The sequence below is a fragment of the Streptococcus ovuberis genome (assembly GCF_012396585.1).
Taxonomy (GTDB): domain Bacteria; phylum Bacillota; class Bacilli; order Lactobacillales; family Streptococcaceae; genus Streptococcus; species Streptococcus ovuberis.
Genome location: NZ_JAAXPR010000013.1, coordinates 48,391 through 61,127 on the forward strand (window position 1 = coordinate 48,391; position 12,737 = coordinate 61,127).

General features: G+C 40.6%; 10 protein-coding genes and 2 pseudogenes. 1 reads left to right on the forward strand and 11 read right to left on the reverse strand.

Translation table 11 applies throughout. The features are described 5' to 3' along the window. Positions 1-7 precede the first annotated feature (7 nt). From lacD to HF992_RS07760, 11 genes and pseudogenes are all read right to left on the reverse strand, one after another. Complete coding sequence (lacD, locus tag HF992_RS07710) at positions 8-985, reverse strand: tagatose-bisphosphate aldolase (RefSeq protein WP_168549465.1); 978 nt, start codon at positions 983-985, stop codon at positions 8-10. A 2-nt stretch (positions 986-987) separates the two neighbouring features. After that, on the reverse strand, positions 988-1,920 hold the full coding sequence (gene lacC / locus HF992_RS07715; protein WP_168549466.1) for a tagatose-6-phosphate kinase: 933 nt from the start codon (positions 1,918-1,920) through the stop codon (positions 988-990). 13 nt (positions 1,921-1,933) lie between these two features. Then, positions 1,934-2,449 (reverse strand): galactose-6-phosphate isomerase subunit LacB, encoded by a 516-nt coding sequence (lacB, locus tag HF992_RS07720; protein WP_168549467.1) that lies wholly within the window; start codon positions 2,447-2,449, stop codon positions 1,934-1,936. 25 nt (positions 2,450-2,474) lie between these two features. Continuing rightward, complete coding sequence (gene lacA / locus HF992_RS07725; RefSeq protein ID WP_168549468.1) at positions 2,475-2,903, reverse strand: galactose-6-phosphate isomerase subunit LacA; 429 nt, start codon at positions 2,901-2,903, stop codon at positions 2,475-2,477. Positions 2,904-3,096: 193 nt separating this feature from the next. Beyond that, entirely contained in the window at positions 3,097-3,852 is a 756-nt protein-coding gene (locus tag HF992_RS07730) for a DeoR/GlpR family DNA-binding transcription regulator (protein ID WP_168549469.1), read from the reverse strand. Between the two features lie 86 nt (positions 3,853-3,938). Further along, positions 3,939-4,286, reverse strand: a pseudogene (locus tag HF992_RS07735) (helical hairpin domain-containing protein); the annotation flags it as partial. A gap of 793 nt (positions 4,287-5,079) precedes the next feature. After that, positions 5,080-5,839 (reverse strand): annotated as a pseudogene (locus HF992_RS07740) (ABC transporter ATP-binding protein). Then, positions 5,836-6,699, reverse strand: a complete 864-nt coding sequence (locus HF992_RS07745; protein ID WP_168549471.1) for an ABC transporter permease — start codon at positions 6,697-6,699, stop codon at positions 5,836-5,838. Before HF992_RS07745 ends, HF992_RS07740 begins: the two are co-directional and overlap by 4 nt. 37 nt (positions 6,700-6,736) lie before the next feature. Then, positions 6,737-7,744, reverse strand: coding sequence for a tryptophan ABC transporter substrate-binding protein (gene trpX / locus HF992_RS07750; RefSeq protein WP_168549472.1), 1,008 nt, complete (start codon positions 7,742-7,744; stop codon positions 6,737-6,739). A gap of 9 nt (positions 7,745-7,753) precedes the next feature. Next, positions 7,754-8,935, reverse strand: coding sequence for a tryptophan synthase subunit beta (gene trpB, locus HF992_RS07755; RefSeq protein WP_168549473.1), 1,182 nt, complete (start codon positions 8,933-8,935; stop codon positions 7,754-7,756). A gap of 698 nt (positions 8,936-9,633) precedes the next feature. Further along, positions 9,634-11,589 (reverse strand): DUF2207 domain-containing protein, encoded by a 1,956-nt coding sequence (locus tag HF992_RS07760; protein WP_168549474.1) that lies wholly within the window; start codon positions 11,587-11,589, stop codon positions 9,634-9,636. A 405-nt stretch (positions 11,590-11,994) separates the two neighbouring features. Between HF992_RS07760 and HF992_RS12400 the strand changes: the two genes are divergently transcribed. Then, the gene (locus HF992_RS12400) at positions 11,995-12,366 is read left to right on the forward strand and encodes a DUF2599 domain-containing protein (protein ID WP_425505599.1); all 372 of its coding nucleotides are present in this window, start codon (positions 11,995-11,997) and stop codon (positions 12,364-12,366) included. Positions 12,367-12,737 lie beyond the last annotated feature (371 nt).

Genomic DNA, 12,737 nt, shown 5'->3' on the forward strand with positions numbered 1-12,737 from the left:
ATTTCTCTTATTTTTGTTTCCATGAAGTAGCTGAGGTTTCCAAAACTCTATTTAAGGATTCAATATTTTCAGAACCAACTGTTCTTAACCATTGACGTGCAGCCTCTTCACCTTCTTCAATGAAAATCTTGACTGAACCTGCCCATGTGGCTCGACCACACAAGACACCATTAAATTTTGCTCCTGATTCACTGGCAAAAACAAGTGTATCTTGGAATAATTGTGCTGAAACACCTGCACTAAGGTAAATATATGGTAAGTGTGTTGAAGCTTCTTGGTCTCGGAAATATTGAGCTGCTTCCTCTTTAGTATAAGCGACTTCACCATTTCCAAAACCTTCTACAAAGTTCATATTGACAGGAACCTCTACTTTGAGAACATCAATGCCAAATCTTTCATCAGAGAAGACCCGCATGGCTTCATTTACCTTACGTGGTTTAACACGAGCAAACCCTATACTTGAGTTATCCTCAATTTTTTCATCATATGATAGAATTTCCAAAAAGAATGGGATGTCCTCAGCCTTACATTCAGAACCAATTCTCTCAATATATGCCTGCTTCTGCAGATTGACATATGGATCTCCATCGACATCATAATAGAGTAAGAATTTAACTGCATCTGCCCCCTCTTCCTTAAGGCGTTTTGCAGACCATTCTACAAGGCAATCAGGTAAACGGCTTGTTGTGCTTGCATCATACCCTGTTTTTTCATATGCCAATAATAAGCCTGATTCTGCATGTCTTGATTTGGCTGCAGGCAAACCATATTCTGGGTCTAAAAGAATGGATGACGCAAACTGAGTTAACTCCTCAGAAACGATGACTTTCAAACGTTCGATCTGTTCAACAGATGGTTCCTCTGTTTGATACTGACGCATCATTTTTTTCAATGCTCCACGCTGGTCAAAAGCTAATGCAGAGATAATTCCACTCTTATCACTAACCTTTTCCATAAATAAACGTTTATTTTCTGTTAATACCATAATTACACCTCTTCTACCTGAATTTGATCAGCTAATTTCTGATAATTGGCTAAATTGACATAGCCAGTCAATTTTTCTTGTGCATTTAACATTCCTAAAACATTAGCTTTTTTAAGAAGTTCTACATCATCCAAATTCCCAACAATTGCGGAGGCAATACCAGCAACAGTAGAATCACCTGAACCAACTGGGTTTTTAACTTCAATTTTTGGAATACTGACCTTATAATAGTTATTCCAATGCTTAGCAAAAGCACCTTTTGATCCCAGAGATACAATCACCCACTCAATACCTTTGAAAAGTTCGTTTTGCAAACTAAATTTCAATTGATAGATATCATCTGTAATTTCTGAACCAAGTAGTTGGGATAGCTCCTCTGTATTTGGTTTAATTGCTTTTGGTTTTCTATTCGATTTTAAGACTTGTTTCAGAGAATCACCCGAACAATCAAGCACAACAGGAATATTCTTTTCTTCACAAATTGATAACATCTGAACATAGTAATTTGACGGTAATCCTGAAGGAAGACTTCCTGAAATAGTAACTAGAGTAAAATCAGATATGATATTTCTAAAGTATTCTAAAAATCCATTGGATTCCTTCTCGCTAATTTCAGGTCCTTGCTCTAGAATTTCAGTCTGATTTCCATCATGTAAAATGGCGATACAGTTTCTTGTCTCTCCCTTGATATGATAAAAAGAGTGTTTAATAGAGGAATTGTCTAGTTCACTTTCAATAAATTCTCCTAGTTTTCCTCCAAGCAGCCCGCTTGCTACTACTTTATCATCCAACTGATGGAGAACTCTCGTGACATTTAAGCCTTTACCACCTGCTGTCTTAATGGGATTTGCAATACGGTTGACAGTGTCAACTTCAAACTTTTCCAATGGATAGGAAATATCAATCGATGGATTCAGTGTTATTGTCAGAATCATAATACCTACCTACTTAGTCGTGATATTCTCCACGATCCCATTTTTCCAAAAATTCATTAAAGAACTCTGGGTTAGCCTGTTCAGCATTTTGAGTTTCTATCTTACTGATTTTTTCAATCAATTTTTTATTTTCTGGTGTTTCCTTGTATTCGGCAGCAATGAATGCGTCAATAATATCACACATTAGAAGCTCTCCAGTAACTTTTCCACCAAAACCAATAACGTTAGCGTTCAATTCTTCCTTTGCATATACTGCAGAAGACATGTCTCTGACAAGTGCAGAGCGGACACCTGGAACTTTATTGACGGCATTGTTGATACCAACACCAGTTCCACAGATACAAACTCCTAAATCTGCTTTGCCACTTACAACAGCCTCGCCGACTTTCTTTCCATAAATTGGATAATGAGTTCTGACATGGTCATAAGTTCCGCAGTCAATGACTTCATGTCCTTGATTTTTTAGATAATCAACAACAGCCATTTTCTCATCGGTAACGATATGGTCACAACCAACAGCAATTTTCATAAATGTTTATTTCCCTTCTTCTATTTTAACCCATTTTATTGAGCATATCGACACGAATTTGGTGTCTACCGCCATCATATGAACCAAAGACAAACCCTTTTACGATATTTTTAGCTAATGTTGTACCAACAATTTCTGATCCAATAGTAATCATACGAGAATTATTGTGACCTCTCGTCATGTAGGCGGAACGTTCATCCGATACCTCTGCGGCTACCATACCTTTTACCTTCGTAGCAACCATAAAGCTACCTGCTCCATAAGCATCAATAGCAATACCCAAATTCTCGTCGTTTTTTTGAACCTCTTTTGCAACAGCAAGAGTCGTATCGACAAAATCTCTTACCTCTCCTTGACTAACATCAATAACCTCTAATTGATTTTCCTTAAGATAATCAACGATAATATCTTTTAATTTTAGTCCAGCTTGATCTGCACCAATGACAATTGCCATAATATACTCCTTGTAGTTAATATATAGAAAAAGCGTTTACAACCTTTTTACAACTATGATTATATACCCAAAGAAACATTTTGTCAACACTTTTTGTTCAAAAAATGTCTAAAAAATGTTATTTTCTTATTTTTTTATATGCAAAACCAAAAAAACCAACATTTACAGAGGTTTTTGTTGGTTTTTTGTTATATCAAGAAATGACTTCTGTGAAATCTCTAATTTTTTGTAGTTGTTCTGGTCTAAAACTATCTGTAATTACTGCAGTCAATTCTCCTAATTGACAAAATGTTGTAAAATCTTCTTTTCCTATCTTAGTGGTATCAATTAGTAAATATTTTTCCAAAGAATTTCTTAAAGCCATTTGTTGCGTAAAGGCTTCTGCAAAGGACGAAGTCATGACTTCCCCTTCTTTTACACCATTTCCACTAAAAAACATTTTGCTGAATTTCATCTTTTCTAAAATAGTATTCGTAATTTCACCAACAAATGATTCAGTTACTTGCCTCATCTCCCCACCTAAAAGATACACCTTAAAGGTTTCGGTCTTTTTTTCATATAAATGCTTGAAAACGGGATAACAATTTGTCACAACTGATAATACAGTATTCTGGATTTCCGTTGCTAAAAGTTCTACAGTTGTACCCGGCCCCAGAAATATGGTATCACCATCCTCAATCAAAGCTGCTGCTTTCTTTGCTATTTCAGATTTCTCTGCAATATTTTTATCGTGTTTTTCCTGATGAGAACTCTCTTTCAGTGCAAAGGCATTATTACTACGAGCACCACCATGAATTTTTGTCAGTAAACCTCTCTCTTCTAACTCAGATAAATCACGTCGAGCTGTCATATCTGTGATATCGAAGATTTCAACCAGTTCAGCTATTCTAATCGTTCCCTTTTCTTGTACAAGTCGTACTATTTCTTCATGTCTTCTATATTTTTTCATTTTCAACTTCCTCAAATTAGTTACTTTCATTATATCACTTTTCCAACATTATTTGTTTGTTTTATTGTCAAAAAACATTAAATCCATCATTTTTTTTGTTGATTTGGAAATAAATTCTCTTTCCCAGCAATTTGGCTAACAAACTTCTCCAATCTTCTCACTCTATGCTCATAGTCATCTATCAATTTACGAAGTTCTTCTTGGCATTGTTTGACCTCCTGCTCGACTTTTTCAAGTGTAATAACTGCTGTCAGATTCATCTTGGCATAATCATATCGGACTAATTGTCGGTTTTCTGGGTCGGCATCGCTGAGATTAAGCAGGCCTTCAGACACTTTGTTGAGATGAGCGACCTTATCTTGCAAGTCTGTGATGGTCAAATCCAGTTGGGCGATGTCCTTGATTAACTCGTTTTTAACTTCCTGGTAATACTTAACAAAAATCAAATTCTGACCTATAATACTTATATGACATTTACACAAGGTCAACTCACAGGACTCAAATCAGCCCTCAAGAATAAACAGCTCCTTCCTATCACAAACGGATTCAAACCGTCTATCTACGCTCTCAAAAGATGACCTACAAAGCTATTTCTGACTTCATCGGTTTATCTCATGATGCCATTTGGCATTTGGTGAAAAACTAAGAACCTGTATTCATAATAGGAATACTAAGTTACTTAGGCTAGTTTTTGGCCAGCTGAGGACAATTTTTGCGGGCATAATGGCCGTACTACCAGAACATTTGATAGTGAGTAAGCTAAAATTCGCCCATTCTAGTCAGTGTTTCTATTGTGAATACAGGTTCTAAGAGCAAGGAGGTCTCTCTGCCCTTGCCCATGATGCACGAGGAGGCCTTCATCCTTCTGATCTGACTGACGAAGAAGAAAAAGCATTCTTAAAAGAACAGTTTGGTGGCAGTGCTTCAGGACAATTTGTCACCATTGCAGAAATGCATGAGGCTTACCAAACTAAAATCGGGAAAGAGACTACTAGAGAAGGATTCTATGCGCTGTTGAAGCGTCACGGTTGGTACAAAGTGACACCCTAAAAAGGCAGATGCCAAAACGATTTTGGCGTCTAAACATAAAACGAGAGAAGACTAAACTTGTCTTCTCTCGGTCTTAAATTGGTTAACCCACTACAGTTGACAATGAGCCGAAAAAGATTGACATTTTGCCAATCTCAACCTTTTTTAAACCTATTTGCCATTAGAGCCCGTTTTATACTATTCAAAAAACCGATAATAATCTTGCAGGGCCATCTGGGCTTTTTCTTTGGCAGTCAGGTCTTGCACAATCTGCCCATCCTTCATCACAATCAGACGATTACCGTACTGAAGAGCATCTTCCATGCGATGCGTGATCATTAAAGCCGTCAATTGCTCTTCCCTGATAAAATGATCTGTTAAAAGCATAAGAGCCTGACTAGTCTTAGGATCAAGGGCTGCCGTATGTTCATCTAAGAGCAATAAATCAGGACGCTTCAGTGTAGCCATCAAAAGACTGAGCGCCTGACGTTGTCCTCCGGATAAGAGCCCAGCCGGAGTCTCCAAATGCTTTTCAAGCCCATTGCCTGTTTTGGCTAATAGAGCCAAAAAGGCTTCACTTTGGCTGGCCAAGCGTCGGGAAACAAGTCCTCGCTTCTCCCCACGATGCTGAGCAATTAGAAGGTTCTCTCCTACCGTCATACGGGGCGCGGTCCCCATCTTCGGATCTTGAAAAACCCTTGACAAATACTTAGCCCGCTTTTCTGCTGGCCAGTTAGTGACGTCCTCTCCCAGGATTCTGACTTGCCCGCTCGTTAGCGGAAGGGTTCCAGCAATAGTATTAAACAGCGTTGATTTTCCTGCGCCATTTCCTCCTAAAATCGTGATAAAAATCTTGCTCATGGATAGTCAAATTAACGCCATCAAGGATAACCTTTTGTTCGTCAAAGCCATTGTTAACAAGCTTAGTTGCATTGATTAATTCCACTACTGCTGTCATTTGGTGATCCTCACTCCCTTAAAGAATTTGGCCTTAAGCTCAGGAATGACGAGACAGATTCCCAAGATAAGCGCCGAATAAATTCTCATGTAGCTAGTATTGAAACCGAGACGAATAACCGTCCAAAAGAGAAACTGATAAGCAATCGCACCAACTGCAATCGTTATTAAACGCTCCAGCAACGTGAGATTATTAAACATGACTTCACCGATAATCAGACTAGCTAAACCAATAACGATAATCCCGATTCCACGAGAAACGTCTGCACTCCCTTCTTGCTGGGCAATCAGGGCACCTGCAAGTGCCACAATGCCATTAGACAAAACCAGCCCCATCAGCTCCATCTTATCCGTATCAATGCCAAAGGATTTGGCCATATCACGGTTATCCCCTGTAGCAATATAAGCCTGTCCCAAGCGCGTATCTAAAAAAGTAATTTGGAAGCCAATAACCAAAATTAGGACTAAAACGCCAAGGACCAACTCATTCGTCCGTGCGGAAAAAGGCAAGCTATCCTGTATAACAGGAAAATTTAATAACCCTAAATTAGCTCGCCCCATAACCATCAAGATGATGGAGTGGCAAGACGAGGTCACCAAAATTCCCGACAAGAGGGTGGGAATCTTCCCCTTAGTATACAACAAACCAGATACCAAGCCAGCTAAACAGCCTGCCAAGATAGCAATCCCAGTCGCCACCAAGGGACTGACTCCCTTGGTAATCAAGGTCACTGCGACTGCTCCTCCAAGCGGGAAGGAACCCTCAATCGTCATATCTGGAAAATTGAGAATCCGAAAGGTCATGAAAATCCCTAACCCCAATATCGCCCACAAAAGGCCTTGTGAAATGATTGAAAGCATTGTTTTTCTCTCTTAATAATTAAACTTAAAGCAGTCCCTATTCTATAACCGTTGCAGCTTTTTGAAGCAGACTGTCTGGAATGGTTAGTCCCAATTCTTTAGCCACTTTTTGGTTCACCACAATAGTTCCTTGACTAAAGATTTCTACAGGTGTTGTTGAAGGATCTGCGCCATCAAGGATGCTTGCCGCCATCTTACCTGTTGCGACACCTAAATCAAACTGACTCAGTGTCACAGAGGCAATGCCACCCTGTTCTACCATTGTTTCAACTGATGTATAGACTGGTTTTTGCGCTTCCTTAGCGGCTGAGATAACAGCCGGAAAAGCTGAAGCAATCGTGTTGTCTGTCGGCGTCCATACTACATCTACTTTAGGCAGCATGGCTGCTACGGTTGTATTGATTTCGTTGGTTGATGGCACGGCATAAGGGACAACCTTATAGCCCGCTTTTTCTGCTGCTTCTGTAAAGGCGTTAACTTGTGAAAGCGAATTGTCTTCACTGCTAGAATACAAGATACCGATCGTCTTAGCTTCTGGCGTAATAGCCTGAATCAACTCTACTGTGTCCGCAACAGGTGTCGCATCTGACACCCCAGTGATATTACCACCTGGTTTTTTCAGGTCACTGACCAGATTAGCCCCAAGGGGATCGGTTACCGCACCCATAATAACAGGGATGTCCTTAGTCGCATTGGCAAGTCCTTGGGCTGCTGGTGTTGCAATCCCAATCAGGGCAGTGTTTTGATCTGCAACCAGCTGCTCACTCATTTTTTGAATCTGGTTTTGATCTGCTTCTGCATTCATGAAATGGATGGTCAAATTAGCATCTTTTTGATACCCACCCTCTGCTAAACCAGCTTCTATCCCACGGTAAATCTCATCTAGAGATTCGTGGGTGACAAACTGCAACACACCGATAGAGACTTTTTCTCCAGCCTTAGCAGGTTTTTCTGCGTTATTTTTGGTCTGACCCGACAGACCTAGGTAAACCAGGACTGCCATTACCAGAGCTGCTAGCACCAATAACAATTTCTTATTCTTCATGTTGATCTCCTACTTTTTTTCTAAATAATCAGCGATAGCCGCAACGTCTTTATCCCCACGGCCAGACAAGTTAACAACAATTATTTGATCTTTCGATAGGGCTGGGGCTAGAGCAATGGCTTGTGCTAAAGCATGTGAACTCTCAATGGCAGGAATGATCCCTTCTGTTTTGGATAGCAAGAGCAAGGCATCCACAGCTTCTTGGTCTGTCGCTGCGCGATAGTCCACACGGCCACTTTCCTTTAGGAAAGCATGTTCAGGGCCAACTCCGGGATAATCTAAACCAGCTGAAATAGAATAAACAGGTGAAACAGAACCATCTTCCTCAAACAAGGAGATCGTCTTCATTCCATCCACAATCCCAACTCGTCCCTTGGTCATAGTTGCCGCATGAAGGTCAGTTTCTAAACCCTTACCAGCAGCCTCCACCCCAATGAGTTGAACCTCCTTATCGGCCAAATAAGCTGAAAAAGCTCCGATAGCATTTGAGCCACCACCTACACAGGCAATCACTGCGTCAGGAAGACGCCCTTCCTTCTCTAACATTTGCTGACGCGATTCCTGAGAAATGATTTTCTGGAACTCATGGACAATACTTGGGTAGGGATGGGGACCGACAGCTGATCCTAAAACGTAGAAGGCATCCAAGTCTGCCATCCAAGCTCCAAAAGCAGCATCAACAGCATCCTTAAGCGTTTGGGTGCCACTTTCAACTGCGTGAACAGTAGCCCCCATCATCTCCATCCGAAAGACGTTAAGCGCTTGGCGTTTGGTATCCTCTGCTCCCATATAGATATCGCAGGCCATGCCAAATTTCGCAGCAGCTGCGGCAGTAGCAACACCGTGCTGACCAGCCCCTGTTTCAGCGATGACACGCGTTTTCCCCATTCGTTTAGCCAAAAGAATCTGTCCTAACACATTATTGAGTTTATGAGAGCCTAAGTGGTTCAAGTCCTCACGTTTGAGGTAAATCTTAGCACCTCCCAAGTGGTTAGTGAGACTTTCTGCAAAGTAGAGCGGTGTTTCTCGACCAGAATAATCTCTGAGATAATGACGATATTCTGCCAGAAAATCCGGATCCTCTCGATACGTTTCAAAAACAGTCTCTAATTCATCCAGCAATGCTTGAATCGGTTCTGGTACAAAGCTCCCACCAAATTCGCCAAAATAGCCTCTTTTTTGTTCTGTCATCTTATACCTCTTTTCTATTTTTCCATGCAGATTCACTCACAAACCTACGTCCTAAGACCTGCTAAATTCCTCCTGTTCACCTCAACATAAGCTGGTACCATTCTTAGTTGAAGATAAACAAAAACCCTCACTCTCCCTAAGGGAAAGTGAGGGCGAATAGGTCCGCGGTGCCACCTCAATTGATGGAATATATCTAGAGTCATCCATCATCTCTAACTTGTCAAACAACAAGCTGCACGGTAAGGGGTGCACACCGAATTCCTATGTGTTAGAATTCCTTATGAATATCAGCCCAATTTTCATCTCTAGATGCTACTTGTTCGCAATACCCACAAGCTCCCTGAAAACCTCTACAGATTACTTTTCTGATATAGTTAGCATTATACGCCAGCTTTTTCGCTTTGTCAAGAATTATTTGCACTATTTTTTGCCATTTCCAACACTCAACTCCAAATAAAGCCGCTCAGCGAATCTTGACAGTCTTCCTTCTTCTATCACAATTCGGTCATTTAATGCCCTTAAGCAATAGCCTTAACCTGCTGTCGCATCAAGCTTAGAGGCTATACAAGACTTCTTAGACCATCGTACCTAGCAACTGCTATCGGAGGGAAATAGCTTGCCTTTTTACCCAAGACTTTACCGTAACAGTTTATCTTAAGGGGGCTGACATTACACATTGACAAACTATAATAGGCCATTTAGAAGGAGCCTCCTCCTCCACCGCCACCACCGCCAGAGAAGCCTCCAGACGAGAAACCGCCGCTACTACCACTTCCTGAGGAAACAGAGAAATTGCTGGCCTCCCTTGCCGTATGGACATCTTGGGTGAAGGCACCTGTCCGTGCACTCAAAAATGGGGAATAACCTCGGTAAACAAAGGCGTTAAGAGAAGGATTGTCCAATTGGATATCATTGATTTCAAGGACTCGGCTCACTTCCTTGGCATAGCCAAAGAGAGTCGCATACACCAGTAGGCGATTCCATAAAACAATCGCATCTAGCTCCGTTTTGTCAAAACGGCCAATATCGCGTAGCATATGTTTAAACGCTTCCCAAAGCTGATACTGTTCTAAACCAGCCTCCGTTAATATACCGTCTCGTTTCAAGTTTGATTTTTTAGCATAGAGGGTTAAAACAAAGGCCCCAACCACCCCACCAATCCCTAACAGTGCCCAACTGTGGGTGGAAAAATTCATGAGCAGGAAAAGATACAAGAGAACAGTACCTAGTCCTGCTAATAAAGAGGGCAGGCCAATCGCCAATAGCTGACCAGCTTCTCCAAACTCAAGCGGCCGGTAGTAAGCTGGAAGCTGCCATTGAGCGAGGTCTCTTTCTAAGGCAGTTGATAAGCCTTTAAAAGCCTGATTATAACGCTTGAGCAAGTTGCTTCCGCTAGCGCGAATGGCGGCCTCTTTACTTCTTGATCGGGAAGTCAGCACGTGATTATCTGCTGAAAAATCTGAGAAGAGCCGGTCCATGGTGAGCTCTTTCTGGTCCGAAAAGGCCATACTGAGAAAGGCGCTTTCAGCTTCGCTGAGACCTCTGTTGGATTGATAAATCACCAACGGTTCGTCATCGTTTGCTTCAATACGCAAATTCCCGCGATCAATTAAGTCTAAGAGTGTTGCTTGCGCAAGATGATCAAAGTCTATGCGACTCGGTTGGGGATTTGCCGGATTGATGGTTTCGAGCTCTGTATTATAGATAGCACGCGTCACCTGCATGGGGTTGAGAGCGCTTGGCACTTCATAGAGTCTCGCATCTTTAAGCATCTTGGTCCTGAGGTCAACCTTGCGCCTAAAGGTAATCCAGTGCAGACCATCTAAGAGCATAGCGACAACAGCTACTAGCGGTAACCACTGATAGCTCACACGCTCCATCAGCTGAGAATATTGACTTATATTGGCTTCTGTAGCTTCATAAGCCTGCAGGTGATTTTCTGTGATAATCGCGTCTGGACTCACAGCTGATAAAATAGCCCTGTCCCAATAACCATGAAATTCTAACTTTTTACCGCTTCCTAATCGATCCAAGCAAATCAAGTAATCCTGACCATCTTTTTCCACCTGAGCAGGCTCTCTCAGATAGCCGGTATGAACTGCCATCTGACTACTGTGATAGGTTGGTGCAGTCACTCGAAATTCAATATTAGATAAGGGAATATCCCAGTCACTGATTGGGAACCACTTGAGCTCAGCAATGTCCTGATAGGGATAAAGCACGTTTTGTAAGGGCCATCGGACCTGAATCCTGACACGATCTCCATTTTGTACGGCGTTATAGACTTTGAGCCGATAACCGTCTCCCATATTCTCAATGTCAACTTGCCTGGATTGTTCCAATTCACCAGCGTAATTAGAACTGACTAGAGCATCATTCTTATAAACACGATACTGGATCTGGTTAGCTTGAATGGTAAAATTCTGAGGCATATCCCCAGCCATTCCAAGCGTCACATACTGCCCATTGTAAGAATCTTGATAGTCATAGGACAATTCCTGATCGAAGGTTGCTGAATTATCCTCCTTGATGGTTAAATGCCCCTTGTACTGGGTAATGTCATAAGCTTTGACTACCTGAGGCCAAAAAAAGAAGGTCAAACAAGCTATTAAAAAAGCTAGGAAAAGTTTTTGCCGTTTTGGTTGAGACATCATCTTCGTTCCTCCTGTAAATTCTAAGAATATTATACTATAGTAATCAATCCTAAGGCAAACTTAATTAATCAACTTTAAATACCTTGCTACTCTTTCAATCCCGGAAAGTAATCCAACAAAAATGTAAGCGTTCGACAAAAAAATAGAGATAGGTTATCATAAGAGTGTATAAAGGAATATAATTGATACGCTTAGTAATAGGAAGGGACATATTTTCGGAAACTATATTTTACAAGTGAAATATCATTTATATTCATCCAACATAAATCATAAATTTAGCTTTTCTCAAAAGCTATTCGCACTAAATTATATTTTGATAATATAGAACAGATTTTATATTTAGCACATTCTTTAGAATCCAATGAAATCTGTAATTCTAAAGATATCGAAATAAAAAGTCAAGATATAGCAGAATTTAAGAAATATTATCTTGCAGCGAAATATCAGCGAGCTAATACCTACAGTGACTACTTCAACAGTAATACCGGTTGGGTTAGTCGCTCAGACGGAATTACGTTAAGTTGCCATTATAATTCTAGCGCAATGTTCATAAACTCAGATAATCCTAATGCTCGAGCAGCAAACTATTCTAACGCATTTAGGTTGCTTAAAGATCGTCATAGTTCGAGTCCGCACTGGAAAAATACAGCGTCTATGGAAGCTCAATTTCTATGTCATGCTTTTACTATAGCGAATTTTAAAAATCCTTGGAACATTGAACCTTGGAGAACCGAAACTAATCTAAATAGAGTTATTTTAGCTGGATGTAACCCTTAAAAACGTAACATGATTAATATTTTATTACAGACCATAATTATCTTGTGCCTAATAACTAGTATCCTTACAATTACTTTCTCACATTCCAAATACCAACTAATAGAGATATTTATAATATTATGCTTAGTTATAATTTCTTTCTGTACCCAGATAGTAATCGGAGTTTTAGCAGATGAAGGTATGATGAGGGCTAATTCGATTTACTTCTATCTCTCTATATTAAACATGCTCATTTTACTTATTTGGCTCTATAATTTCTGTAGTGGGTAAATCCACCTCGGAGATTATGGAGCCTTTTTGAGTATGAAAAAAGCCCCATATGACCTATAATGAAAAGCAATCAAACCACTCATTAGAAAGAATCATATGGA

Excerpts from the sequence above, each read along its gene's own strand:
- lacD (WP_168549465.1), bottom strand. The coding sequence starts at position 985 with ATGGTATTAACAGAAAATAAACGTTTATTTATGGAAAAGGTTAGTGAT.
- lacC (WP_168549466.1), bottom strand. The coding sequence starts at position 1,920 with ATGATTCTGACAATAACACTGAATCCATCGATTGATATTTCCTATCCA.
- lacB (WP_168549467.1), bottom strand. The coding sequence starts at position 2,449 with ATGAAAATTGCTGTTGGTTGTGACCATATCGTTACCGATGAGAAAATG.
- lacA (WP_168549468.1), bottom strand. The coding sequence starts at position 2,903 with ATGGCAATTGTCATTGGTGCAGATCAAGCTGGACTAAAATTAAAAGAT.
- HF992_RS07730 (WP_168549469.1), bottom strand. The coding sequence starts at position 3,852 with ATGAAAAAATATAGAAGACATGAAGAAATAGTACGACTTGTACAAGAA.
- HF992_RS07745 (WP_168549471.1), bottom strand. The coding sequence starts at position 6,699 with ATGCTTTCAATCATTTCACAAGGCCTTTTGTGGGCGATATTGGGGTTA.
- trpX (WP_168549472.1), bottom strand. The coding sequence starts at position 7,744 with ATGAAGAATAAGAAATTGTTATTGGTGCTAGCAGCTCTGGTAATGGCA.
- trpB (WP_168549473.1), bottom strand. The coding sequence starts at position 8,935 with ATGACAGAACAAAAAAGAGGCTATTTTGGCGAATTTGGTGGGAGCTTT.
- HF992_RS07760 (WP_168549474.1), bottom strand. The coding sequence starts at position 11,589 with ATGATGTCTCAACCAAAACGGCAAAAACTTTTCCTAGCTTTTTTAATA.